21 protein-coding genes are annotated in these 24,109 nt (G+C 59.5%); 13 read left to right on the forward strand and 8 right to left on the reverse strand.

Annotated elements, in window-relative coordinates; genetic code table 11:
• Nucleotides 1-95: 95 nt before the first annotated feature.
• Nucleotides 96-212, forward strand: a complete 117-nt coding sequence (gene ccoM, locus KZH41_RS30280; RefSeq protein WP_017137226.1) for a cytochrome c oxidase subunit CcoM — start codon at nt 96-98, stop codon at nt 210-212.
• Between the two features lie 305 nt (nt 213-517).
• Here ccoM and KZH41_RS08400 read toward each other — a convergent pair whose 3' ends face one another.
• The gene (locus tag KZH41_RS08400) at nt 518-1,993 is read right to left on the reverse strand and encodes an inorganic phosphate transporter (protein ID WP_094951561.1); all 1,476 of its coding nucleotides are present in this window, start codon (nt 1,991-1,993) and stop codon (nt 518-520) included.
• Between the two features lie 323 nt (nt 1,994-2,316).
• Nucleotides 2,317-2,517: a hypothetical protein gene (locus KZH41_RS08405; RefSeq protein WP_003189295.1), complete on the reverse strand. Its 201-nt coding sequence runs from the start codon at nt 2,515-2,517 to the stop codon at nt 2,317-2,319.
• 547 nt (nt 2,518-3,064) lie between these two features.
• On the opposite strand from KZH41_RS08405, the gene pcaR reads away from it, so the two are divergent.
• The 11 genes from pcaR to pcaC all read left to right on the forward strand — a co-directional run bounded on the left by pcaR (nt 3,065) and on the right by pcaC (nt 13,992).
• Nucleotides 3,065-3,907 (forward strand): pca regulon transcriptional regulator PcaR, encoded by an 843-nt coding sequence (pcaR, locus tag KZH41_RS08410; protein WP_025855315.1) that lies wholly within the window; start codon nt 3,065-3,067, stop codon nt 3,905-3,907.
• Nucleotides 3,908-4,055: 148 nt separating this feature from the next.
• Nucleotides 4,056-5,396 carry an MFS transporter gene (locus KZH41_RS08415; RefSeq protein ID WP_094951562.1) on the forward strand — a complete coding sequence of 447 codons (1,341 nt, stop codon included), beginning with the start codon at nt 4,056-4,058 and terminating at the stop codon, nt 5,394-5,396.
• Between the two features lie 300 nt (nt 5,397-5,696).
• Nucleotides 5,697-6,554: a CoA transferase subunit A gene (locus tag KZH41_RS08420; RefSeq protein ID WP_094951563.1), complete on the forward strand. Its 858-nt coding sequence runs from the start codon at nt 5,697-5,699 to the stop codon at nt 6,552-6,554.
• A complete protein-coding gene (locus KZH41_RS08425) occupies nt 6,554-7,333 on the forward strand; it encodes a CoA-transferase subunit beta (RefSeq protein ID WP_094951564.1) in 780 nt (259 codons plus the stop codon). The genes KZH41_RS08420 and KZH41_RS08425 overlap by 1 nt, the downstream gene beginning before the upstream one ends.
• Complete coding sequence (pcaF, locus tag KZH41_RS08430) at nt 7,330-8,535, forward strand: 3-oxoadipyl-CoA thiolase (RefSeq protein ID WP_263275088.1); 1,206 nt, start codon at nt 7,330-7,332, stop codon at nt 8,533-8,535. Before KZH41_RS08425 ends, pcaF begins: the two co-directional genes overlap by 4 nt.
• A gap of 17 nt (nt 8,536-8,552) precedes the next feature.
• Nucleotides 8,553-9,257, forward strand: a complete 705-nt coding sequence (gene pcaH / locus KZH41_RS08435) for a protocatechuate 3,4-dioxygenase subunit beta (RefSeq protein WP_094951566.1) — start codon at nt 8,553-8,555, stop codon at nt 9,255-9,257.
• A gap of 1 nt (nt 9,258) precedes the next feature.
• On the forward strand, nt 9,259-9,825 hold the full coding sequence (gene pcaG / locus KZH41_RS08440) for a protocatechuate 3,4-dioxygenase subunit alpha (protein WP_094951567.1): 567 nt from the start codon (nt 9,259-9,261) through the stop codon (nt 9,823-9,825).
• Between the two features lie 206 nt (nt 9,826-10,031).
• Nucleotides 10,032-11,327: an MFS family transporter gene (locus KZH41_RS08445; RefSeq protein WP_094951568.1), complete on the forward strand. Its 1,296-nt coding sequence runs from the start codon at nt 10,032-10,034 to the stop codon at nt 11,325-11,327.
• A gap of 10 nt (nt 11,328-11,337) precedes the next feature.
• The gene (locus tag KZH41_RS08450) at nt 11,338-12,702 is read left to right on the forward strand and encodes a 3-carboxy-cis,cis-muconate cycloisomerase (protein WP_263274662.1); all 1,365 of its coding nucleotides are present in this window, start codon (nt 11,338-11,340) and stop codon (nt 12,700-12,702) included.
• Between the two features lie 10 nt (nt 12,703-12,712).
• The gene (gene pcaD / locus KZH41_RS08455; RefSeq protein WP_094951570.1) at nt 12,713-13,504 is read left to right on the forward strand and encodes a 3-oxoadipate enol-lactonase; all 792 of its coding nucleotides are present in this window, start codon (nt 12,713-12,715) and stop codon (nt 13,502-13,504) included.
• Between the two features lie 89 nt (nt 13,505-13,593).
• The gene (gene pcaC, locus KZH41_RS08460; protein ID WP_056857455.1) at nt 13,594-13,992 is read left to right on the forward strand and encodes a 4-carboxymuconolactone decarboxylase; all 399 of its coding nucleotides are present in this window, start codon (nt 13,594-13,596) and stop codon (nt 13,990-13,992) included.
• A gap of 416 nt (nt 13,993-14,408) precedes the next feature.
• On the opposite strand, the gene KZH41_RS08465 is transcribed toward pcaC, so the two are convergent.
• From KZH41_RS08465 to KZH41_RS08490, 6 genes are all read right to left on the reverse strand, one after another.
• The gene (locus KZH41_RS08465; protein ID WP_263274663.1) at nt 14,409-15,293 is read right to left on the reverse strand and encodes a polysaccharide deacetylase family protein; all 885 of its coding nucleotides are present in this window, start codon (nt 15,291-15,293) and stop codon (nt 14,409-14,411) included.
• Between the two features lie 159 nt (nt 15,294-15,452).
• Complete coding sequence (locus KZH41_RS08470) at nt 15,453-16,838, reverse strand: M91 family zinc metallopeptidase (protein ID WP_263274664.1); 1,386 nt, start codon at nt 16,836-16,838, stop codon at nt 15,453-15,455.
• Between the two features lie 348 nt (nt 16,839-17,186).
• Nucleotides 17,187-18,305 carry a hypothetical protein gene (locus tag KZH41_RS08475; protein WP_263274665.1) on the reverse strand — a complete coding sequence of 373 codons (1,119 nt, stop codon included), beginning with the start codon at nt 18,303-18,305 and terminating at the stop codon, nt 17,187-17,189.
• Between the two features lie 297 nt (nt 18,306-18,602).
• Entirely contained in the window at nt 18,603-19,853 is a 1,251-nt protein-coding gene (locus KZH41_RS08480) for an OprD family porin (protein WP_094951574.1), read from the reverse strand.
• 152 nt (nt 19,854-20,005) lie between these two features.
• A complete protein-coding gene (locus KZH41_RS08485) occupies nt 20,006-21,694 on the reverse strand; it encodes a J domain-containing protein (RefSeq protein WP_263274666.1) in 1,689 nt (562 codons plus the stop codon).
• Nucleotides 21,695-21,705: 11 nt separating this feature from the next.
• Entirely contained in the window at nt 21,706-23,403 is a 1,698-nt protein-coding gene (locus KZH41_RS08490) for a molecular chaperone HscC (RefSeq protein ID WP_094951576.1), read from the reverse strand.
• 111 nt (nt 23,404-23,514) lie between these two features.
• Between KZH41_RS08490 and KZH41_RS08495 the strand changes: the two genes are divergently transcribed.
• On the forward strand, nt 23,515-24,045 hold the full coding sequence (locus KZH41_RS08495) for a hypothetical protein (RefSeq protein ID WP_263274667.1): 531 nt from the start codon (nt 23,515-23,517) through the stop codon (nt 24,043-24,045).
• Nucleotides 24,046-24,109: the final 64 nt, after the last annotated feature.

The following is a 24,109-nucleotide window of genomic DNA, read 5'->3' on the forward strand; positions in this document are numbered from 1 at the left end:
CCCGTTGCGGGCGACATTGATCCCCGTCAATTTTCCAATCGGCCTTCTCTATTAACTTAGCCCTATCGCAACAGGGCACGAGCAGGAGGCCGGTCATGTTTTTCGATAATGTGGTGTTTGCCGGAGTGTTGACTGTCAGCCTCATGGTGCTGTTTTTTGTAGGATTTGGGATTTTTATCTGGAAGGACGCTAATAAGCGTAAAGAACCGTAAGTTCTTCTGGGTTACATGAGCACGCAAGGCATTTTGGGCGACTTCGGTCGCCCTTTTTTTTGGGCTGCGTTTTTTGTTGTAGCGAGTACATACCCGTTGCTGCGGTAACGGCGGCTTAGGGTTCCGCTCTTACAGCGGCTCATTTTTGGAAAGGCCGGAATGCCGGCCCAGCCAAAAGTAAGCCGCTGTAAGAGCGGAGGCCCTATCAGCCATCACCCAAATAACGGATATGTACTCAATCAACCGCCCATAAAAAAAGGCGCAACCCCCAAAGAGATCGCGCCTTCTTTCTCAGCCGCAGCCTATCAGCTACCCAACGCCTTGGAAGCCAGCCAGAACAACCCGGCCGACAGGCCTACAGTCGCCGGCAAGGTCAATACCCAAGCCATCAGAATGGTCTTCACCGTGCCACCTTGCAGGCCGCTTTTGTTCGCAACCATGGTCCCGGCAACACCCGAAGACAACACGTGAGTCGTGGAAACCGGCAGGCTGAAGATGTTGGCCAGGCCGATCATGCACGCCGTGGTGATCTGCGCCGACATGCCCTGGGCATACGTCATCCCTTGCTTGCCGATCTTCTCACCGATGGTCAACACCACGCGCTTCCAACCCACCATGGTGCCCAGGCCCAAGGCCAGTGCGACCGCGAGGATCACCCAGAACGGCGCGTACTCGGTAGTGGCGGTCAGGTCTTTGCGCAGCTTGTCCAGGTCGGACTTCTCACGCGCATCCAGGCCCGGCAGCTTGCCGACTTTCTTCGCAGTGTCGTCAAGGCACAGCAGGTAGCGGCGCACTTCAATACGGTGATCAGAGGTCAACGAGTGGTAGTCGGAAACCCCTTTCAACGTGTCCATCAGCGCGCTGATGGTTGGCTCCGTCTGCTGCGGGTTGCACCGGAACTTGCCCGGCAGGTCATCCTTAACACTTTTACCCAGTGCCAGGAACTCGCCAAGCGTGGCGTTGTTGCGCTGGTAGAACTGGCTCAAGTGCACGGTGGCGTCACGGGTGCGCTCGATCTGGTAGGTGGTGCTGCCCAGGTCGAGTACGAACTGCGCCGGCACGATACCGATCAACACCAGCATGATCAGGCCGATACCTTTCTGGCCATCGTTGGAGCCGTGCACGAAGCTCACGGCCATCGCCGAAATCACCAGGACCAGGCGGTTCCAGAAGGGCGGGTGCTTCTTGTCGTCGACCTTGCGGCGCTGGTCCGGGGTCTTGTGCATCTTCGACAGCGGGCGCCACCATTTCAGGCCGAGCAGCACCAGGGCTGCGACCAGGAAACCGGCCATCGGCGAGAACACCAGTGACGCGCCGATATCGATCGCTTTCTGCCAGTTCACACCGTCAGCCAGGGGAATATCGTTGATCAGGGCGTTGGCCAGGCCCACGCCGAGGATCGAGCCGATCAGGGTGTGCGAGCTGGAGGCGGGGATACCGAAGTACCAGGTACCCAGGTTCCAGGTGATCGCCGCGGCCAGTAAAGAGAAGACCATTGCCAAGCCATGGCCGGTGTTCACATTGATCAGCAACTCCACCGGCAGCAAATGCACGATGGCGTAGGCGACACCCACACCACCGAGCAACACGCCGAGGAAGTTGAACACCCCGGAGAAGAACACGGCCAGATGCGGCGGCATGGCTTTGGTATAGATGACTGTGGCCACCGCGTTAGCGGTGTCATGAAAGCCATTGATGAACTCGAAGGCGAGGACAAAGGCGAGGGCGAGCAACAGGCTCACTAGAACCCAAGCATCCAGTCCGCTGAATAAATCGATCATGAAGGTTTTCTGACCCGTTCGTAAGGGGGCGCGATTATGCCAGAAAACCTCAGTAATCGATGCATTAGCTGCTCATCGGTAACAATCTTCACTGAAAAATCATGACGCACAGGCACGCATCCCAGGGTTTTCGGGGCTTTGGCAAGTCTTTGATTTATAAAGCGAGGTCTCGTAAAGACGGTTTTTTCTGACCGAAATGTGACGTTTGAAACATTTGTACGAAATTTCGCTAGGGGTGGTAGGAGCCTGGCGAAAATCAGGCTGCCCACCACTGGCAATGCGCCAGCAGTGGTGGCAAAACCTTGAAGCCCAAATCGAAGCGCTTATGGCTCTTCTGTTTTGAGTTCCTGTTCAATCTTTTGGATTTCCTGGGCAAATGCCTGATCCAGCAAGCTGGCTCGCTTGCGCCATGGCTTGCGCTCAGGCTCAGGCTGGGCGGCGTAGGTGGTGACTTCCCCGCCGTAAACGTCCTTGTAACGTTGCTCCTGGCGCTCAAGTTCCGCGCGCAGTTCGTCTTTCGTCACAGTGTTACCTAATTGAGTTGAGTTTATAGATTGTGCAGCGTCATGCCTGAAAGCCGTCCTCGGGTTATTTCACATTGAACAGTGCAGCCGTCCAAGTTTGAAAGAGGGGCCGGAGGGCAAAACTTTTAGCGACTACTTGTGACCGACGCTGTATACAGCCCGCAACGTCTGGCGAGCTCTAATCCCGATTGTGGTACCGGGCTGACCTCTGCACACGCTGCATTATAGCGGCGCATTTGAATAACACTATCACCGTGAAGTTAAAAAGCGTCAACGCCGAGTGAGGCTTTTGTTACATGCAGGCGTCAGTCTTTGGAAACGTCAGCGTTTTAAAATCTGTACTCTTCTAAATGTCAGCATGATTACTCCAACTTGATAAATCCTACGGCGCGGGTGAAAACGTGACGTGTCGCGCAAATTGCGATAATCGAATGATCGTCCGATAATCGCCCAATGTTGCCGGCCCCGCCTTGTACATCAATGTCTGCGCGGCTTGTAATAGCGGCCAACCCTCCCAGCGGTTGAAAATAAGAGAAAGGACCCTGAAATGAACGATCAATTGCGCAACTCCTTCGCGTCAGTGGCGCCGCCGATCGTGGCTTCCCCGGCCAAGCGCATCCAGGCGTTTACCGGTGATCCGGACTTCATGACCTCCCTGGCCCGTGGCCTGGCCGTGGTGCAGGCCTTTCAGGAGCGCAAGCGCCACCTGACCATCGCCCAAATCAGCCACCGCACCGAAATCCCCCGCGCCGCCGTGCGCCGTTGCCTGCACACCTTGATCAAGCTCGGTTACGCCACCACCGATGGGCGTACGTACTCGCTGTTGCCCAAAGTCCTGACCTTGGGCCATGCCTACCTATCCTCCACGCCCTTGGCGGTCTCAGCCCAGCCGTACCTGGACCGCATGAGCGAACAACTGCACGAAGCCTGCAACATGGCGACCCTGGAAGGCGACGACATTCTCTATATCGCCCGTTCCGCCACCACCCAGCGCCTGATTTCCGTGGACCTGTCGGTGGGCGGGCGCTTGCCGGCGTATTGCACGTCGATGGGCCGTATCCTGCTCGCGGCGTTGGACGATGCCTCGCTGCAGGACTACCTCGATCACGCTGACCTGCAAACCAAGACCAGCCGCACCCTGACCACCCCCGAAGCCTTGTTCGAATGCCTGCAACAAGTGCGTCAGCAAGGTTGGTGCATCGTCGACCAGGAACTGGAGCAGGGCCTGCGCTCCATCGCCGTGCCGGTGTACGACGCGTCCGGCCAGGTGTTGGCCGCGCTGAATGTCAGTACCCACGCGGGAAGGGTCAGTCGCAGTGAGCTTGAGCAACGTTTCCTGCCGAGCATGCTCAGCGCCAGCCGCGAGTTGAGTGCGCAGCTGTTTGCCTAAGTGTTCGGTGACCGCACAGATCCCGGCTTGATCAATTGACGGTGATTCCCCTGGCTTATTAATGTGCGGCAGCGCTGTTAGCGCCGCCCAATAATAAGTAATGACGACCTCAGGTCGTCAGCCCGCCATCGGTGTGGAAATAAAAATAATGAATCAACCCTCTGTCGGTACCAACCTGGACGTGCAGTCCTTTATCAATGCCCAGCCACTGTCGCGTTATCAGTGGCGCGTGGTGATCCTGTGTTTCCTCATCGTCTTCCTCGACGGCCTCGACACCGCGGCCATGGGCTTTATCGCCCCCGCGCTGTCCCAGGATTGGGGCATTGACCGCGCCAGTCTCGGCCCGGTGATGAGTGCCGCGTTGATCGGCATGGTGTTCGGCGCGCTGGGTTCCGGACCGCTGGCTGACCGCTTCGGGCGCAAAGTGGTGTTGGTGAGTGCGGTGTTGGTGTTTGGCGCGTTCAGCCTGGCCTCGGCCTACAGCACTAACGTCGACCAGTTGCTGGTATTGCGCTTTCTCACGGGGCTGGGCCTGGGCGCGGGCATGCCGAATGCCACCACGCTGCTGTCCGAATACACCCCTGAGCGCCACAAATCGTTGCTGGTGACCAGCATGTTCTGCGGTTTCAACCTGGGCATGGCCGGTGGCGGGTTTATTTCCGCCAAGCTGATCCCGGCGTTCGGCTGGCACAGCCTGCTGCTGATCGGTGGCATCCTGCCGTTGATCCTGACGGTGGTGCTGTTGGTGTGGCTGCCGGAGTCGGCGCGTTACCTGGTGGTGCGCAACCGCGGCACCGACAAAGTGCGCAAGACCTTGTCACCCATCGAGCCCAACCTCGTCGCCCAAGCCACCAGCTTCAGCGTGCCCGAGCAAAAAACCGTCAAGGCGCGCAACGTGTTTGCGGTGATCTTCTCCGGTACCTACAGCGCCGGCACCTTATTGCTGTGGCTCACCTACTTCATGGGCCTGGTGATTGTGTACCTGCTGACCAGTTGGCTGCCGACCCTGATGCGCGACAGCGGCGCCAGCATGGAACAGGCCGCTTTTATCGGTGCGTTGTTCCAGTTCGGCGGTGTGCTGAGTGCAGTCGGCGTGGGCTGGGCGATGGACCGCTTCAATCCGCACAAAGTCATCGGCACGTTTTACCTGCTGGCCGGGGTGTTTGCCTACGCCGTAGGGCAGAGCCTGGGCAATATCACGGTACTGGCGACCTTGGTGTTGGTGGCCGGCATGTGCGTCAACGGCGCGCAATCGGCGATGCCGTCCCTGGCCGCGCGCTTCTACCCGACCCAGGGCCGCGCTACCGGTGTGTCGTGGATGCTCGGCATCGGCCGCTTCGGCGCGATCCTGGGTGCGTGGATGGGCGCGACGTTGCTGGGCCTGGGCTGGAACTTCGAGCAAGTGCTGACTGCACTGGTGATTCCAGCCGCATTGGCCACGGCAGCCGTGTTGATCAAAGGCATGGTCAGCCATGCGGATGCGACCTGAGGCCTGACCCCATTTTGTGGCAGCCAGGAGGCTATGTGGGGGCTGGCTTGCCTGCGATGCAGACGACTCGGCCCAACAGGTAAATCGAGTTGATGCAATCGCAGGCAAGCCAGCTCCCACATTGTCCGTGCCCAGTTGAGTTGACGGTTTTGCACAAAAGATTAGCTAGACAACAATCTGTTCGATAATCGAACACTGAGTCGATTATCGGATTGTTCGACCCATTGCCCCGGCTTAATCTTCAAGCACTTCGGCGCCACCTCAGCGCCTTTTTCGATCAACACCGGGAGCCCAACCCCCATGGCTGAAATTCTTGCGCTGCGTGACGCGGTGAAGCAATTCGTGAATGACGGCGACACCGTCGCACTGGAAGGCTTCACCCATTTGATCCCTACGGCAGCGGGTCATGAAATCATTCGTCAGGGCAAGAAAGACCTGACGCTGGTGCGTATGACGCCCGACCTGGTCTACGACCAGTTGATCGGTGCCGGTTGCGCGCGCAAGTTGATTTTCTCCTGGGGCGGCAACCCCGGCGTGGGCTCTTTGCATCGCCTGCGTGATGCGGTGGAAAAACACTGGCCGCAACCGTTGGAGATCGAAGAGCACAGCCACGCCGACCTGGCGAATGCCTACGTTGCCGGTGCATCGGGCCTGCCGTTCGCCGTGCTGCGCGCCTACGCCGGTTCCGACCTGCCCAAGGTCAACCCGCTGATCAAGACCGTGACCTGCCCATTCACCGGCGAAGTGCTGGCGGCAGTGCCGTCGGTGCGCCCGGACGTCACCGTGATCCACGCACAGAAGGCCGACCGCAAGGGCAACGTGTTGCTCTGGGGCATTCTCGGTGTGCAGAAGGAAGCGGCGTTGGCGGCCAAGCGCTGCATCGTCACCGTCGAAGAAATCGTCGACGACCTGAATGCACCGATGAACAGCTGCGTGCTGCCGACCTGGGCGCTGACGGCGGTGTGCCATGTACCCGGTGGCGCACACCCGTCCTACGCCCACGGCTACAACGAGCGTGATAACCGCTTCTACCAGGCGTGGGACCCGATCGCCCGCGACCGTGGGACTTTTACCGCCTGGATCGACGAATACATCCACGGCACCGCCGACTTCAGTGAATTCCAGGCCAAGCTGGCCGCCGCGCAGGAGGCCAAGTAATGGCTTACTCGACCAATGAAATGATGACCGTCGCCGCCGCGCGCCGCCTCAAGAACGGCTCGGTGTGCTTCGTCGGCATCGGCTTGCCCTCCAAGGCCGCCAACTTGGCGCGCCTGACCTCATCGCCCGATGTGGTGCTGATCTACGAGTCCGGTCCGATTGGTGCCAAGCCCAGCGTACTGCCATTGTCCATCGGCGACGGTGAGCTGGCGGAAACCGCTGACACCGTGGTGCCGACCGGTGAGATTTTTCGCTACTGGCTGCAGGGCGGGCGCATCGACGTGGGCTTTCTCGGCGCGGCCCAGGTCGACCGGTTCGGCAATATCAACACCACCGTGGTTGGCGATTACCATCAGCCCAAAGTGCGCTTGCCGGGTGCCGGCGGCGCGCCGGAGATTGCCGGCTCGGCCAAGAGCGTGCTGATCATCCTTAAGCAGTCGGCGCGTTCGTTTGTCGACAAACTGGACTTCATCACCTCGGTCGGCCATGGCGAAGGCGGCGATTCACGTAAACGCTTGGGCCTGCCGGGCGCAGGTCCCGTAGGGATTATTACCGACCTGTGCATCATGGAGCCGGAAGAGGGCAGCCATGAATTCGTGGTCACTGCGCTGCACCCTGGCGTGACGCGCGAGCAAGTGGTCGCGGCGACCGGTTGGGCAATTCGGTTTGCAGACCACGTAAGCACCACCGACGAACCGACGGACGTCGAACTGACGGCCCTGCGTGATCTCGAAGCCCGCACCGCCGCCGCCCATGGCCAAGCGCCAGGAGACGCCTGATGCGTGACGTATTTATCTGTGATGCCATCCGCACGCCCATCGGCCGGTTTGGCGGTGGTTTGTCCACGGTGCGCGCCGATGACTTGGCGGCACTGCCGATCAAGGCGCTGATCGAACGTAACCCGTCGGTGGACTGGAGCGCCGTCGACGAAGTGTTCCTCGGTTGTGCCAACCAGGCCGGTGAAGACAACCGCAACGTCGCGCGGATGGCGCTGTTGCTGGCGGGCCTGCCGCAAAGCATTCCCGGGGTGACCCTCAACCGTCTGTGCGCCTCGGGCATGGACGCCATCGGCACCGCCTTTCGCGCCATTGCCAGCGGCGAAATGGAGCTGGCGATTGCCGGTGGCGTCGAGTCGATGTCCCGTGCGCCGTTTGTGATGGGCAAGGCCGACGCAGCGTTTTCACGCAACATGAAGCTGGAAGACACCACCATCGGCTGGCGTTTTATCAACCCGTTGATGAAGGCCCAATACGGTGTGGATGCCATGCCGCAGACCGCCGATAACGTCGCCGACGACTACAACGTGTCCCGCGCTGACCAAGACGCCTTCGCGCTGCGCAGCCAGCAACGGACTGCCGCCGCGCAAGCCGCCGGGTTCTTTGCCGAAGAAATTGTGCCGGTGCGCGTCGCGCATAAAAAAGGCGAGACCGTGGTCGAGCAGGATGAGCATCCGCGCGCCGACACCACTCTGGAGGCTCTGGCTAAACTCAAGCCAGTGAATGGCCCGGACAAGACTGTCACTGCTGGTAATGCTTCCGGCGTGAACGATGGTGCGGCGGCACTGATACTGGCCAGCGCCGACGCGGTAAAGAAACATGGCCTGACCGCCCGCGCCCGTGTGCTGGGTATGGCCAGTGCCGGTGTCGCGCCGCGAGTGATGGGCATCGGCCCGGTGCCGGCGGTGCGCAAACTGGTGGAACGCCTCGGCCTGGCGGTCACCGACTTTGATGTCATCGAACTCAATGAAGCCTTCGCCAGCCAAGGCCTGGCGGTGCTGCGTGAGCTGGGCATCGCCGACGACGCCCCGCAGGTGAACCCGAACGGCGGCGCCATTGCCCTCGGCCATCCGCTGGGCATGAGCGGCGCACGGCTGGTATTGACGGCACTGCACCAACTGGAAAAAACCGGCGGCCGCAAAGGCCTGGCGACTATGTGTGTGGGCGTCGGCCAAGGCTTGGCCCTGGCGATTGAACGCATCTAATAACAGAGGATTGCTCCATGAGTGACAAGCCCGGATATCGGCGCCCGCAAGCGGGCACTCAACCTGATTACCTGCACCCGGCCTACCAGTCGACGAACCTGCGTTCGCCGTCCCAGCCGTTGGTGTTCCTGCCGCATTCCTTGTCGGAAATCACCGGCCCGAGCATCGGCGCCGAGCGCGTCAATGAGCAGGACAATGACCTGACCGCCCAGCATGAAGGCGAGCCTGTGGGCGAACGCATCATCATTCACGGCCGCGTGCTGGATGAAAACGGCCTGCCGGTGCCGGGCATTCTGGTGGAGATCTGGCAGGCCAACGCCGCCGGCCGCTACAACCACAAGCGCGACCTGCATGACGCGCCGCTGGACCCAAACTTCACCGGCACCGGCCGCACCGTGACCGACGCCGATGGCGGGTATCAGTTCCAGACCATCAAGCCCGGCGCCTACCCGTGGGGCAACCACCACAATGCGTGGCGCCCGGCGCATATCCATTTTTCGCTGTTCGGCCCAAGCGTGCTGACCCGCCTGGTCACGCAGATGTACTTCCCCGGCGACCCGCTGTTGGAATACGACCCGATCTACAACTGTGTGCCGGACACCTCGGCCAAGCAGCGCCTGATCGCCAGCTTCGACCTGGAAAAAACCATTCCTTCCTATGCCCTCGGCTACCGCTGGGACATCGTCCTGCGCGGCCGCGACGCCACGCCGATGGAGAAATGAGATGACACTCTATGCGACCACGTCCCACACCGTCGGGCCGTATTACCACATCGGCCTGACCTGGCTGAACCGCGAAGACCTGACCGTGCCTGCGACCTTGGGCGAGCGCGTGGCGATCAGCGGGCAAGTGGTGGATGGCAACGGTGATGTCGTCAACGACGCCATGCTCGAAGTCTGGCAGGCCAACGCCGCCGGCAAATACGACCACCCGGAAGATGAACAGGACAAAGCCGTCGACCCCAACTTCGAAGGCTTTGGCCGCGTGCCGGTGGATGCCGAAGGGCGTTTTCGCTTTACCACCATCAAGCCGGGCAGCGTGCCAGGGCTGGCGGGGACGACCCAGGCGCCGCATCTGGTGGTGTTGGTGTTTGCGCGTGGGTTGGTGAAGCACTTGCTGACGCGGATTTATTTTGACGGTGAGGCGTTGAACGCGGATGACCCGTTGTTGGCGTGTGTGCCTGCTGAGCGGCGCAGCACGTTGATTGCCAAGACGGATGCAGGCGGTGTGTATCAGTGGAATGTGGTTTTGCAGGGCACAGATAAGGAAACGGTGTTCTTCGACTATTGAGTTGGCTTGAGATCTGATCGTTCCCATGCTCTGTGTGGGAATGCAGCCGAGGACGCTCCGCGTCCCAAAGCGTGACGCAGAGCGTCACAAGAGGCATTCCCACGCAGAGCGTGGGAACGATCATCAAATATCGAAAAGTCTGCTTGCGGAACATGGTTGTTGCAAAGTATGTCTAGGCTATAACCGTTTCCACTGAGTGAAAAAACATGACAACAAAAACGATTCACTACACCGGAGAAGAACGCAGCAAACGGATTTTCGCCATTGTCGGCGCATCCTCCGGCAACCTCGTCGAGTGGTTCGACTTCTATGTCTATGCCTTCTGCGCGATCTATTTTGCCCCGGCATTTTTTCCGTCGGAGAGCCCCACCGTACAACTGCTCAGCACCGCCGGGGTGTTCGCTGCCGGTTTCCTGATGCGACCTATTGGCAGCTGGGTGTTCGGCAGTTTGGCCGACAAGCACGGCCGAAAAAATTCGATGATGATCTCGGTGCTGATGATGTGCGCCGGCTCGCTGGTTATTGCGTTTTTGCCGACCTACAAAGACATCGGGATCTGGGCACCTGCGCTGCTGTTGGTGGCGCGCCTGTTTCAGGGTTTGTCGGTGGGCGGCGAGTACGGCACCACCGCCACCTATATGAGTGAGGTGGCCCTCAAGGGCCAGCGCGGGTTCTTTGCCTCGTTCCAGTACGTGACCTTGATCGGCGGGCAATTGCTCGCGGTGCTGGTGGTGGTGATCCTGCAGCAATTCCTCAGCGAAGATGAACTGCGCGCCTGGGGCTGGCGGATTCCGTTTGTGGTCGGTGCCGTCGCAGCGCTCATCTCTCTACTGCTGCGCCGCACCTTGAAAGAGACCACCACCAAGGAAATGCGTGAGCACAAAGACGCCGGTAGCATTCGCGCATTGCTGCGCAACCACACGGCAGCCTTTATCACGGTGCTGGGTTACACCGCGGGTGGCTCGCTGATTTTCTACACATTCACCACTTACATGCAGAAGTACCTGGTGAACACGGCCGGGATGCATGCCAAGACGGCCAGCTACATCATGACCGGCGCGCTGTTCCTGTACATGTGCATGCAGCCTTTGTTCGGCATGTTGGCGGACAAGATCGGCCGGCGTAATTCCATGTTGTGGTTCGGCGCGCTCGGCACCCTGTGCACCGTGCCGATCCTGCTGACCTTGAAAACCGTCAGCAGCCCGTTCCTGGCCTTTGTGCTGATCACCCTGGCCTTGGCGATTGTCAGCTTCTACACCTCCATCAGCGGCCTGGTCAAAGCGGAAATGTTCCCGCCGCAGGTGCGTGCGTTGGGCGTGGGCCTGGCCTATGCGGTGGCGAATGCGGTGTTTGGCGGTTCGGCAGAAGTCGTCGCGCTGAGCCTCAAATCCATCGGCCTGGAAAACGCCTTCTATTGGTATGTCACCGTGATGATGGCGGTGGCCTTCCTGTTTAGCTTGCGCCTGCCGAAAGAGGCGGCGTACTTGCACCACGATTTGTAAGGGATGAGTTATGACACTGCGCACGAGCAACCAATTGTTCGACGCTTACTTCACCGCTGACAGCATGGCTGAGGTGTTCTGCGACCAGGGACGCCTGCAGGGCATGCTGGATTTCGAAGCGGGGCTGGCCCGGGCCGAGGCCCAGGTCGGGTTGATTCCGCAGGCCGCCGTCGCTCCGATTGCTCAGGCGTGCCTGGCGTCTTTGTACGACGTGGATGCCCTCGGCGTGGCGATTGCCACGGCAGGCAACTCGGCGATTCCGCTGGTGAAGGCGCTGGGCAAGTTGATCGCCAGTGAAGATGCCGGCGCCGAACGTTACGTGCACTTGGGGGCGACCAGCCAGGACGTGATGGACACCGGCCTGGTGCTGCAATTACGGCGTGCTTTGGAATTGATCGAAGCGGACTTGGCGCAGTTGGGCGAGATTCTCGCTGCGCAGGCCCAACGTTATGCCGGCGTGCCGTTGGCCGGGCGCACGTGGTTGCAGCACGCGACGCCGGTCACCCTGGGAATGAAAATCGCCGGTTGGCTGGGGGCGGTGACGCGCAGTCGCCAGCGCCTTGCCGAGTTGAAACCGCGCTTGCTGGTGCTGCAATTCGGCGGCGCATCCGGCACCTTGGCGGCGCTGGGCGAACACGCTATGCCGGTGGCCGAAGCTTTGGCGGCTGAGTTGCAACTGAGCTTGCCCGAGCAACCCTGGCACACCCAACGGGATCGATTGGTGGAATTTGCCAGCGTGCTCGGCCTGATCGCCGGCAGCCTCGGCAAGGTGGGCCGCGATATCAGCCTGCTGATGCAGACCGAAGCGGCGGAAGTGTTCGAGCCTTCGGCGCCAGGCAAGGGCGGTTCGTCGACTATGCCGCACAAGCGCAACCCGGTGGGCGCCGCGGTGCTGATTAGCGCCGCCACCCGTGTGCCAGGGTTGGTGGCGACGATGTTCAGCGCCATGCCTCAGGAGCACGAGCGTAGCCTGGGCCTGTGGCACGCGGAATGGGAAACCTTGCCGCAGATTTGCCGGTTGGTGTCCGGCGCCTTGAAGCACGCGCTGGTGGTGAGCGAAGGGCTGGAAGTCGACGCTGAGCGCATGGCGCACAATCTCGATCTGACCCAAGGCCTGGTGCTGGCCGAAGCCGTCAGTATCGTGCTGGCCCAGCGCCTGGGCCGCGACACCGCGCACCATCTGTTGGAGCAATGTTGCAAGCGCGCCGTCGCAGAGAGCCGCCATTTGCGCGCGGTACTCGCGGACGAACCGCACGTGACCGCCGAGCTATCAGCGGCTGAATTGGATCGCCTGCTTGACCCGGCGCACTACCTGGGCCAGGCACACACTTGGGTCACTCGCGCGGTGACCGACCATTTTGCATTGATCGCGTAAGGAGAACGCTGTGGCTTTTGTACAACTCGCCGAGGGCGAACTGCATTACCAACTGGATGGGCCTGTGGAAGCGCCGGTACTGGTGCTCTCCAACTCCCTGGGCACCGATCTGCATATGTGGGACATCCAGATCCCGGCGTTCACCGAGCATTTTCGCGTGTTGCGTTTCGACACCCGTGGCCATGGTAAATCCCTGGTGACCGAGGGGCCGTACAGCATCGAGCAACTGGGCCACGACGTGATTGCGCTGCTGGATGCGCTGGATATTCAACGCGCGCATTTCTGCGGGCTGTCCATGGGCGGCTTGATCGGCCAATGGTTGGGCATCAATGCCGGTGAGCGTTTGCAGCGGCTGGTGGTGTGCAACACCGCGGCCAAGATTGGCACACTGGATGTGTGGAACCCGCGTATCGAGACGGTCCTGCGCGATGGCGCGGCGGCCATGGTGGCGCTGCGTGACGCGTCTATAGCACGTTGGTTCACCGCGGATTTCGCTGCTGCCAACCCGCACCAGGCCAAGCAGATTACCGACATGCTTGCGGCCACATCGCCCCAGGGGTATGCCGCCAACTGCGCAGCGGTGCGTGATGCCGATTTTCGTGAGCAACTGGCCTCGATCAAAGTGCCGACACTGGTGATTGCCGGCACTGAAGATGCCGTCACGCCGCCGGCCGGTGGTCACTTTATCCAGAACAACGTGAAGGGTGCCGAATACGCTGAGTTTTACGCGGCGCACCTGTCCAACGTCCAGGCCGGGGCTGAGTTCAGCGAGCGTGTATTGGAATTCTTGCTGGCTGATTGACCCTTGTGGCAAACCCACTCGCCACAACAAGCCCGCTTGCCACAACTACAGATGAGCGGGCTGATATCTAATTGAACCAGGAGCTTTTTGTGGACGAGAAACAACGTTACGCCGACGGCCTGCAAGTGCGCCGTGAAGTGCTGGGTGATGCCCATGTCGACCGCAGCCTCAATGCCTTGACCGAGTTCAACAGCGAGTTCCAGGAAATGATCACCCGCCACGCCTGGGGTGATATCTGGACCCGCCCCGGCCTGCCTCGTCACACCCGCAGCCTGATCACCATCGCCATGCTGATCGGCATGAACCGCAGTGAAGAACTCAAGCTGCACCTGCGTGCCGCCGCGAGCAATGGCGTGACCCGCGCCGAGATCAAGGAAGTGCTGATGCAGAGCGCGATCTACTGCGGGATTCCGGCGGCGAACGCGACGTTTCACCTGGCGGAGTCGGTGTGGGATGAGTTGGGCGTGGAGTCGCGTCAGCAAGATTGAACCTGAAATGCGCTCAACTGTAGGCGCTGGCTTGCCTACGATAGCCAAAGGTATCTACGCAACTCTTTGGTGTTGCACGAGTAGACCTGTGGCTAGGGAGCTTGCTCCCGTGACGGGCTCTGGGCTGGCCATTTTCTTCAGGTTGACCGACCTGAGTGGTTGAAGCAAAAGCAGGGCAACAGCACAGCAGCACACTGTCTGTTTGATGTACCGAGATCTAAATGTGGGAGCTAGTCGAATCGTCGCACCGCCGCTCCCTCAATTTGACCGAGTTCGGCTGCCAGCACCGCATTGCTTTGCTTTTCTGTGGGAGCTGGCTTGCCTGCGATGCGGGCACCTCGGTGTATCAGGCATAACCAGTTGAGGCCATCACCGACAAGCCAGCTCCCACATTAGATCTACATGGGCCTGCTGGATCAGCGAGAATCCGCATCCCATATCCAGTTCCACACACCCGGCAAGTGCACCTCTTCGCTCACATCCTTCACCGTACGCGCCATTGCTGCGCGTTCCAGTGTGGCGTGGTCGGTGTAGAACGGCTCGGCGGCGGTTTTCATGCCGTTGATGCGGGCGCTGTCCATCAGGATCTGCAAGTACTCCTGCAAGTGCCGCGCGGTGTAGCGGTTGATATCGTGGAAGGTCACCACCACCGGTATCACGCCATCCACCGTAGGCAGTTCACCCAAGGCTATGCGTTCGCGCACCACCGACAGTTGCCGATACAAATTCGCCCGTCGACGCGGGCTGCCGTTGAAACCCCAGATTTTGCCGTCATTGGCACTCAAATCTGTCAGCAATACGTGCATCCCGTGGCGCTGGTAGGCGGCGAAGGTGCGTCTGTCGTAGTTCCAAAAGGGCGGGCGCACCAGCGTGGGCGGCGCGCCAGTGATCGAGGTGATATCCGCCGCGCCCAGGCTGAGGGCGCGTTCAAGTTCGGCATCACTGAGCCAGCGGTGATTGGTATGAAACCCTGTGGCCGTGTGGAAGGCCAGGACGTGCCCGGCCGCGTACTCGCGTTCCATGGTCTTGCGCCCGCGCGCGCTGCCGCCGGAACGGGACGCTGCGGTCTGCAGGAAAAACACCGCCTTGATGCTCGGCAATACCGGGTTTTTCGCCAGGTCGGCTATCACCGAGCGGCTCGGGTTGTTGTAGCCCGAGGCGCTGGGGCCGTCATCAAACGTCAGCAGGAAACGGATCGGCGCTTGGGTTTGCAGGCGTTGTGCGGTCTGCGGGGTCAGGGCAATGGGCGCGCTGATGCAGCCGGTGAGCAGAATCGACAGAATGACAATCAGGTATTTCATGGCAGCCTGGGTTCAGAGAGAGTCATCCGTTTCGTTGAGGTCCGTGTGCCGGGTGAAGGGCGCGTGCACGATACAGCATGATTGCGCCGGCTATAACGGGTAAATGCTGCCGCTTGTCTTAAGGGTAGCGGGCCGTTGTCTCAGCCCGCTTTTCAGGTGTCATGCATAGCGTGTTCGAAGTGGATTGCCCATTTCTGCGTGCAGACTATTTTCAGTAAAGGGGGCGGGGTTGGTAGCAATGGGTGGGGTAGCAGGGTCGTTATCGAAATCGAATCCCAGCGCGTCAGTGGGCAGGCCGACAGCCTGCAATTCGAAATTGGGTGGGCCGGGATGCTCAGGTTCATCGGGCGTCGGTGCACTCAGACCTGGGAGCAACGTTCCGTTGGAGGCGTTCCAGCCATGTACCATTTCATGGAAGAGCTGGACAATCGGAGACACCGTTACTTCGTTGTCGATTTTATTAATTAGGCTTGGGTTGTAGAGAATTTTAATTTGATCCATGTGGGCGCCCGCCACCCCATCCTTTATAAAGCCCTGTTTCGGATCAAAGTCTTCGAGGGCATTGCTCTCCTCTTCGCTCATTGCTTGCAGTTGAGTACTAATGAACAGGATAAAATTGGTGGGCAGGGGCATATTTTCGAGGGTGATGGGTGCGCCATTTCTCTCTGCTGCTTTATCCAGCGCCTCCAGCAGTTTCTGCCCTGCGGGCGATGCGCGAAGTAGTTCCAGGTCATCTTCGACCCGCTGGATGAAATCGGGTGGCCCTATGATTTTGAAGGCTTGTCGGCCCGCTTCGGTCGGCGTTACGTGGGTAATCGTTGAGCCTTGAGTACCGATCAGGCGATCCGTCTTTTGTGCATAGATACGCGCCTTGAGTGCGTTGGCTCGCACAGTGTCGCGGCCCGGCCCGGTGTAAAAAGTGGTCTGGTCGTACCCCACCATCAGGTCTTTATCCCGGCCACCATTAAGCACCGTATGCCCATTGCCCGCGTACAGCTGGTCGTCGTCGGCGCCGCCATCCAGGTGGCTGCGTTTACTCGCCGGCCCGCTGCCTGCGTACAGGCGATCTTTGCCAGCATTGCCGTACATGACCGCGTGGCCGGTGCCACCCATTATCGTGTCGTCGCCCTCATTGCCTTCTGCATAGCCTATGCCGCTGCCAAGACGAATATGGTCATTGCCGCGCCCGCCATAGATGCTGGTGGGGCCGCCGCCTGCCTGGACGAAGTCGTCGCCATCTTCGGCCTCGATCTCCACTCGCACGGTGACATTGGGGTCAAGGGTAATTCGATCGTCACCCGCTCCGGTTTTGATGTGGAGAAAGGTCGGAACGTTAGAGCGGCCGTCGAAGGTATTGAAGGCATAGTCGCGCCCGTTTATCCGCGCGTACAGCTGGCCGTCAGGGCGCTGGCTGATATGGATATGGTCAGCTTTGTCACCTGTTTCGATGATCAAAATATTCGCTAGGGTCTCAGGATGCTCAGGTTTTTTGAGACCCTCGATCAGCTTCTGGCTGACACGCAGGTAGCCGTCATCCACCAACATCTGTGTGTTGGTACGAATGGGGGGAGGGCCGGGGCGCGAGCTAGGTTGACTGTCGGTTGGGGGCAGCGGGGGCGCCATGGAGTGGCTGTGATGTGAAGTGGCTGTGGTCATAGGCGGTTAACCTCTTGTCGGATGGTGTGATTTTCTGAGTCGGCATTTGCCGCACAGGTGCACATCCTTCAGTCGAGCTATGGGCAGGAAACGTTCCTGCTCTAAGGGCGGCTATTTGCTACAAAAACAGCCGCGAACAATTAACGTGCGCGGCTGTAGCGCGGGCTGATCGGACAACTGACGATCACTCGGTTCGTCTGCTCCCCCAGGTGCGGTCCCTGAACAGCCGAGTAGTATTTACGACACAGGGTTGTAGTTCTGGAACGTGTACCGTTGAGCCTGGCGATCCTCCTCGGCCCGGGAAGTGAAACCACCGCCCCTGTACAGCGAACCACTTTTGTCTTCGCCCGGGAGGATGTACGAATAGTTTTTGACGTTGGAATCGATGATGATTTTATCCTCACCGTCCTGCGTTGAGATGAATAGCCTTGAGTGACCGGTTGCATCGTTTTTAATCGGCAGCAAGAATTTCTCGCCATTGATGTCTGCAACCATGGAGCCGTCTTCAGCCGCCATAATTCGGACGTTGTCTGCTTCTTTGCCGGTCTGGATGTAAACAACGCCGTCACCGAACTGGAGGGCGTCTGTATTCGGGGTGAAATTGATGATTACATCACCGTGTTTAAATACGTAGTCATCACCTTTTGGTCGCATCTGCGAGAGTACCGGGATGACACCCGGCTCCAGGAAGGTTTTCTTGTTGGCAGATTCCGGCGCGGAAATGTAGCCATTGACCCCGGCGACCCGATGGTTGTTATTGAGGCTGACGGTGGTTTCGAACCATATATTGTCAGCGACGTTAACCTCATCGTTACCACCGTTGGTTTTTATTTCGAGATGTTGGCTCATGGCGCCTATGTTTGTAATGGGCAATTCATAAGCTTTCCCATTAATTTCGGCAACTACGCCGCCCGTGGTAAGTGTCTTGATTTCAACAAGGTCATCTTTATTACCCGTTTCAATGGTGACTTTGTTTCGCTGAATTTCAATACCATTGAAACTCCCTTGGTGCAAGGGAGAGGACGTTATCTTGACGTTGCCATTGTCAAACTCATGCGTAACCGGTGCACCCGTCAGCGACTTTGGTATTTTTACAAGGGTTGTAAAAATAGCTGCAGGTTCCTTGACGGGCTCGGCCGCGCCGGCTTGGGGCTGATTAAGTTTTTGCTGAGTAAGGCTGTTGGCGGGCTGCTGCTGTGGACGGAGGCGGCCAGTATTTTTGCTGCTCTCCATTTGAGTGTGTGGTTGAGTGTCCTGAATGGCAGCGGCGGGGTTAGTTGTTGAAGGTTTTTGAATTGATTCTTGCCAGGCAAGCCAGATTGGATTAACTGGATTGCTAGAAGCATTGATGGTCATGAATTCGTTCCCTGTTTAATCGTTGAGTGATGTCGCTGGCTCGACAGTAAGGCTCCGTCTTGCTCCCTGTAATTGGTCCGACAGAAGATTCGGTTCCTGCGTGGCTTATTTCATATTCTTACAGGGAGCGGTGCGATGAACGATTAAGGTTGGGGGTTTTTACTTCAATGATTCATAGCAATGGCTGAAGGTTTATATTCTCAAGCAGTGTAGGCAGTGTGCCGTTAGAAAACCGGTCGCCATATATTGAGGCTGTATGAATATAGCCCTGTTATGGCGACTGATGTTTTAGTGGTGTTAAAGCAGCGAAATAGGATAGCTGACGATCAAGCGGTTTTCGTCGAACTCGTTGTTACTGTAGTCGCGGCGCATGCTGGAATTACGCCAGCGCACGTTCAAGTCCCTGAGCGCGCCGCTCTGCACCGTGTAGCCCAATTCGCTCTCGCGGCCCCACTCCTTGCCGTCGGTGACGGTGCCTGTGTGCACGTTGCTGCCGCTGATATAGCGGTTCATCAAGGTCAGGCCGGGTATGCCGAGGGCGGCGAAATTGTAGTCGTGGCGCACCTGCCAGGATTTTTCCTGGGCGTTGTCGTAGCTGGAGTTGTAACTGTCGTTGGCCAGGGTGCCGCCGCTGGTGCCGTTGACGCGCATCCAGGCGTTGTTGCCGGTGAGTTTTTGCAGGCCGACGTAGAAGGTGTTGCCACCATAGCGGGCGGAGAACAAGCCGGACAAAGTCTTGTTATCCAAGTCACCCGCGCGAGCGCTGCCGTCGTCTTTGCCGTAGAAGAACCCAAGGTTGGCGCCCAGGGTCCAGTCGCCCACAGGCTGGCTGTGGGTCAGGTTGACGAATTGCTGGCGGTAGATGTCCTTGAGTTGGGCATTCCACAGGCCGATCTGGGTGCGTTTGTCGTTGAACGCGTACTCGCCGCCCTGGAAGTTGAAGCGGTCGGAGGTGAAGGCGGTTTTACCGACCATCGACATGTCCGTCATGCTGCTGTCGTCGCGCGGGCTGTTGGCGCGGAACTGGCCGCCGTAAAGGGTCAGGCCGGCGATTTCCTTGGAGGTGATCTGCCCGCCGCGCAAGGTTTGCGGCAGGGAGCGGCCATCGTCGGAACGCAGGATCGGCAGCACCGGCATCCACTCGCCGACCTTGACTTCGGTCTTGGAGATCCGCGCTTTGAACGCCACACCGAGGCGTCCGAACTCATCCGCCGGGCGGCCATCGTGGTCCAGCGGCAACAGCTGGGTGCCGCCGGTGCCACGCCCGCCATCCAGTTTCAGCGAGTACAACCCCAGCACATCCACACCGAAACCCACGGTGCCCTGGGTAAAGCCGGATTTGGCGTCGAAGATGAAACTTTGCGTCCACTCCTGTGCGCCGCCCTGGGCTTTGGTCGGGTTGGTGTAATTGCGGTTGAAGAAGAAGTTGCGCAGGTTGAGGTTGGCGCTGGCGTCTTCGAGAAAGCCGTGTTCTTCGGCGACGACGGGCATGGCAAGACTGGCGACAGCAGTCGCCAGCAGCAGCCGGCGCGGGTTGAAAGTGCTCATGGTGTAGGACCTGTTGTTATTGGGGTTATGCAGGTGCCGGCCATGTTGCTTGGCAGTGTGGGTGCGATGAAAGTGGGGAGAGGCGGGTTGTGGGCGATGATCGAACGCAAGTTGGCGGGCCTGTGCATTGCGCTCAGGCCCGGTGCGCAGGGTCAGCGTTTGGACCAATCGAAGTGGGTCCAGGGCACGGCGGGCAAGTAGTGCTGGGCGGCAATAATCACCGCCACCATGACCACCAGGAACACGGCTTGCAGCGGGCTCCAGAACGCCCAGTGCAAACCGTTCAGCCACGGGTAGTTGTGGCTGAAGGTATGGCTCATGTGGCCGATGCGTTTTTTGTGTAGCAGGTTGATCAGCAACATCCCGGCATAGGTCACCATGCCCAATATTCCCAGCATCAGCGCGCAGGCCAGAAGCATGGCCAACTGCGGCACGCCATGGCGTAACACCAGCCAGTATTGGTTGGGGTTGAGCCGCTTGGGGATCAAGTACTGGCTCAGCCATAGGTCCTGAACGATAAAGGACGAACTCATCCCGGCCCACATCTGCGTGATGCGAAAGCCAATAAACGCCGGCGCGATCGCCAGCACCAGGAAGATGAACATGACACCAACGTCCAGTTTTTCGGGCTTGTCACGGACGAGGTTCAGGCCGACGGCCAAGACGAAGATAGCCCAAAGCCGGATCAACACCTGGGTGTAGATCGGCCTTGCAACAAATTTTCGCCAGAAAAAAACGTCGCTCTGGGGCAGGCGCTCGGTCAGTTGCGGGTAGCGCCACGTGAGGGTGTCCCCCAATTGCTGGCAGGCGTTCCACTCGTTTTCGCCAAACCGTTCGATGATGCGCATCTGTTGGGTCGCGGTCATGGGCGTGAGCAGCAAGCGCGCAGCCAGTGCATCAGCGCTGGTGCGGCGGGTGTCCTGGGCCTTGTCTTGCAGGTTGGTGTAAAAACTTTCCTGCTCGCAGCGCGACACCAGGCCACGCCACATCCAGGCCGGTTCCGGGTACACACCTTTCTGGTCGTCCCAGCCAAACGCCTGGCACACGCGTTCGAACAGCGGCACGCTCCATTGGGTTTCGTGCAGCAGTTGCAAGACGATGCGCTGCCACTGTTGCTGCTGGTCGAACACCCGCAGCCAGGGCTGGCTGTTGTACTGCGTCAGTTGGTTGACGAACTCGCGCTCGGCTTTTTGCTCCAGCAGCTCCTGCAAGGTGCTGCGATAGTCCTGGAGCAGCTCGCTGGTGAGGGCTTCGTGCTGCCAGGGCGTCATGGTCACCCGTTGCCAGGGCGTCAGCCATTCCAGGTGTTGCATCGCCCAACCGACGATTGCACTGCGCTCGCCGGGGGCTTCGAAGCAATGGCGCAGCAGGCCGGCCTGGAACGTCTCTTCACAGCCCTGCTGTTGGGCCTGGGCCCAGCGTTCATCGAGGTTGTGCACGTTCAGGCCGGTGAGCAGCGCGAGGGCCGGGTCTGGCTTTGGCGCTTCAAACGCGGCGGGGCTGAGCGGGCTGATGTTCATCAGCTCGGCGAGGTCATACGGGTTTTTCACCACCGGCGGTTCGAACGGCGCAGGGCCCAAGGGGCGAACGTCCATCAGCTCAGCCAGGTCGCTGAGGTTGCCGTGAGCCTGTTCGGCCACCGGCGCTTCGACGGTTTCCAGCTCCTCGTTGTCGGCCCGCCAGCGCGCTTCGCTCAGCGCTTGTTCATAGGCCTCGCGCAGGCGCTGGAAACCCTCGGCGTCATCGTCCGGGCGGCAGCTTTTCAGCAGCCGCGCGTAGGTGCGCTTGATGGTGCGCTCGTCGGCATCGTCTGCCAGTTGCAACACTGTCCAACAGTCCATGTCGTTATCTCTCAGCGCCAGAACCCGTTGTCGAGTTGCTCAAGTTGACGGGTCAGCTCGCTGCGGGCCTCACGGATCCGGCGTTCGTCCTGGGTGTCGAGCACTTGCTGAAACTGTGCGGCCCAGTGCCCGAGCTGCTCACGCAATTCGCCGAGGTTTTCCTGGTAGAGCCGTTCGAGGCGGGCGGTCAGCACCGTGTTGACCTGCTGGTCGCGTGGGTGAATCTTCAACAGCGCCAAGGCTTGCAGGCGTTGCTGGATCTCCTGCGGGCTGAGCACGCCGGGGTTGTTCTCGATCACCAGCGAATGCTGCTCGCCGGTCAGCGGGATGTTCACCTGGGCTTCGAGCAAGCCGTTGTTGTCGTAGGTGAAGCGCACGTCCAGTGTGACTTCGCCGGCCTTGCGCTTGGGCACGGTGATTTCCAGCTGGCCCAGTTCGATGTTGTCTTTCACCAGGCGGCTTTCGCCCTGGTAGATTTTCAGCAACACGCGGGTCTGGTCGTCGTAGAGGGTGACCACGCTTTTGACCCGGCTCACCGGCACGCTGCTGTTGCGTTCGATCAGCGGCAGGTAATGCCCGCTTTCGATATGGCCGCCGTACTGGTTCGAGGTTTCGATGCCCAGGGTGTAGGGGCAGACGTCGGTCAGCACGATCTCTTCCAGTGCCGCCGAACGAGCTTTGAGCGCCGCCTGAATCGCCGCGCCGTGGGCAACCACCTGGTCCGGGTCGAGGCTGATGGACGGGAAACGCCCGAACAAACCAGCGGCCAGTTTGCGCACCAGCGGCATGCGCGTGGTGCCGCCGACCAGCAGGATTTCATCCAGGTCGCCCACCCGAATTCGTGCATCACGCAGGGCGCGTTCGATGGGGGCGCGCAGGCGTTCCAGTAGCGGCGTGTAGAGCTTGGCGAGTTCGGCCTGGGTGATGGTTTTGGCCCACTGCTGGCCGTCGACGCGCAGGGCGAACTCGGCGCTGTCGTCCTGGCCCAAGGCTTTGCGCACGCGCTCGGCTTCGCGGCGCAGGGCCTGCAACACACTGCTGGTGGGCGGGAAACCCTGGGCGTTGCGCTGGCTGTCGACGAAGTGTTCCAGCAACAGGGTGTCGAAGTCTTCGCCGCCCAGGAAGTTGTCGCCGGCGCTGGCGCGTACTTCCATCACACCGTCGAACAGCTCGATGATCGACACGTCAAAGGTGCCGCCGCCGAGGTCGAACACCAGGAACGAGGTTTCCTTGTCACGCTGGTGCAGGCCATACGCCAAGGCGGCGGCGGTGGGTTCGTTGATCAGCTTTTCCACGTTGAGCCCCGCCAGTTCACCGGCGATGCGCGTGGCTTTGCGCTGGCCGTCGCTGAAGTAGGCGGGCACGCTGATCACCGCTTCAGTGACGGTGTGGCCGTAGGTGCGCTCGATGTCTTCTTTGAGGCTTTTGAGGACCAGCGCCGACAGCTCTTCGGGGCGGAACGAGCGGTCGCCGAGGCGCACTTCGGTGGCACTGCCCATGTAGCGCTTGAACAGCGACGTGGTCAGGTGCGGGTGGGTGTGCAGGCGTTCCTTGGCGGCTTGGCCGACCAGGATACGGCCTTGATCATCCAGGCCGACCACGCTTGGGGTCAGCAACTGGCCAAGGGCATTGGGCACCATTTCGGCGGCATCGCCGCGCCATACGGCGGCCAGGCTATTGGTCGTTCCCAGGTCGATTCCTACGATCATTACGACAAGCTCCCTCTGTGGTCTGTAAGAATCTGTTACCAATTTTACCCTGAAAGGTTGAAGGGAGCGCAAGGTGCACTCAACTCGTCAGGTTCAGGTGTTCAGGGGCAGGTGTCTACTGTCAGGGTTGACAGTAGACACCCGCTTTCAAAGGCCTATTTTGGGGAGGGTGGCAGTTACTATCAGGTCTTGAAGAGAGAATGGATCATGAGCTTTGGATCAGGTATAGGGAGTTTTTTAACCACTGTGAATAAGTTCAGTGGGGAATTGATCAACGCAGATGGCGAGAAGATCGCGCTTGATTTCGATAGCGTCAAGTTGAGCTACATTGAGGATTATCAATTTTTCTTTAGCTTAGGCCTTGAGGACAATCCTGGTTCGAAAAATGAACTGACCCTTGAAGCGGGCAAGCTCCAGCTTGAACCGAGGCAGACATACCCCATCGGTCCAAAACTGCCCATAAAGGCCAGCTTTGGGTGGGAGGGCTATATCGAGTACCTCCCGCCGGACTACTCGGGGAGTTTGAGTATCGAAGACATCTCTGAGGACGAGAATGGCAAGATTGGTTTGACTGTGAGTTTCTCTCTCTATTATGGAGAGGAAATGGAGGTCAAGTTCTCGACGCTTAAGTTGAGTACATGAACCCATTTTGAGGGTGAACAAAAAGCCGAGACATAAAAAAACCGCTTCCTGTGAGGGAAGCGGT

This window comes from Pseudomonas sp. YeP6b (genome assembly GCF_025642995.1).
In the GTDB taxonomy this organism is placed as follows: Bacteria; Pseudomonadota; Gammaproteobacteria; order Pseudomonadales; family Pseudomonadaceae; genus Aquipseudomonas.

What these genes read in the sequence shown, in the direction of transcription:
- ccoM (WP_017137226.1), top strand. Translation starts at nt 96, where the DNA reads ATGTTTTTCGATAATGTGGTGTTTGCCGGAGTGTTGACTGTCAGCCTC.
- KZH41_RS08400 (WP_094951561.1), bottom strand. Translation starts at nt 1,993, where the DNA reads ATGATCGATTTATTCAGCGGACTGGATGCTTGGGTTCTAGTGAGCCTG.
- pcaR (WP_025855315.1), top strand. Translation starts at nt 3,065, where the DNA reads ATGAACGATCAATTGCGCAACTCCTTCGCGTCAGTGGCGCCGCCGATC.
- KZH41_RS08415 (WP_094951562.1), top strand. Translation starts at nt 4,056, where the DNA reads ATGAATCAACCCTCTGTCGGTACCAACCTGGACGTGCAGTCCTTTATC.
- KZH41_RS08420 (WP_094951563.1), top strand. Translation starts at nt 5,697, where the DNA reads ATGGCTGAAATTCTTGCGCTGCGTGACGCGGTGAAGCAATTCGTGAAT.
- KZH41_RS08425 (WP_094951564.1), top strand. Translation starts at nt 6,554, where the DNA reads ATGGCTTACTCGACCAATGAAATGATGACCGTCGCCGCCGCGCGCCGC.
- pcaH (WP_094951566.1), top strand. Translation starts at nt 8,553, where the DNA reads ATGAGTGACAAGCCCGGATATCGGCGCCCGCAAGCGGGCACTCAACCT.
- pcaG (WP_094951567.1), top strand. Translation starts at nt 9,259, where the DNA reads ATGACACTCTATGCGACCACGTCCCACACCGTCGGGCCGTATTACCAC.
- KZH41_RS08445 (WP_094951568.1), top strand. Translation starts at nt 10,032, where the DNA reads ATGACAACAAAAACGATTCACTACACCGGAGAAGAACGCAGCAAACGG.
- KZH41_RS08450 (WP_263274662.1), top strand. Translation starts at nt 11,338, where the DNA reads ATGACACTGCGCACGAGCAACCAATTGTTCGACGCTTACTTCACCGCT.
- KZH41_RS08465 (WP_263274663.1), bottom strand. Translation starts at nt 15,293, where the DNA reads ATGAAATACCTGATTGTCATTCTGTCGATTCTGCTCACCGGCTGCATC.
- KZH41_RS08470 (WP_263274664.1), bottom strand. Translation starts at nt 16,838, where the DNA reads ATGTTGGTGGATGACGGCTACCTGCGTGTCAGCCAGAAGCTGATCGAG.
- KZH41_RS08475 (WP_263274665.1), bottom strand. Translation starts at nt 18,305, where the DNA reads ATGACCATCAATGCTTCTAGCAATCCAGTTAATCCAATCTGGCTTGCC.
- KZH41_RS08480 (WP_094951574.1), bottom strand. Translation starts at nt 19,853, where the DNA reads ATGAGCACTTTCAACCCGCGCCGGCTGCTGCTGGCGACTGCTGTCGCC.
- KZH41_RS08485 (WP_263274666.1), bottom strand. Translation starts at nt 21,694, where the DNA reads ATGGACTGTTGGACAGTGTTGCAACTGGCAGACGATGCCGACGAGCGC.
- KZH41_RS08490 (WP_094951576.1), bottom strand. Translation starts at nt 23,403, where the DNA reads ATGATCGTAGGAATCGACCTGGGAACGACCAATAGCCTGGCCGCCGTA.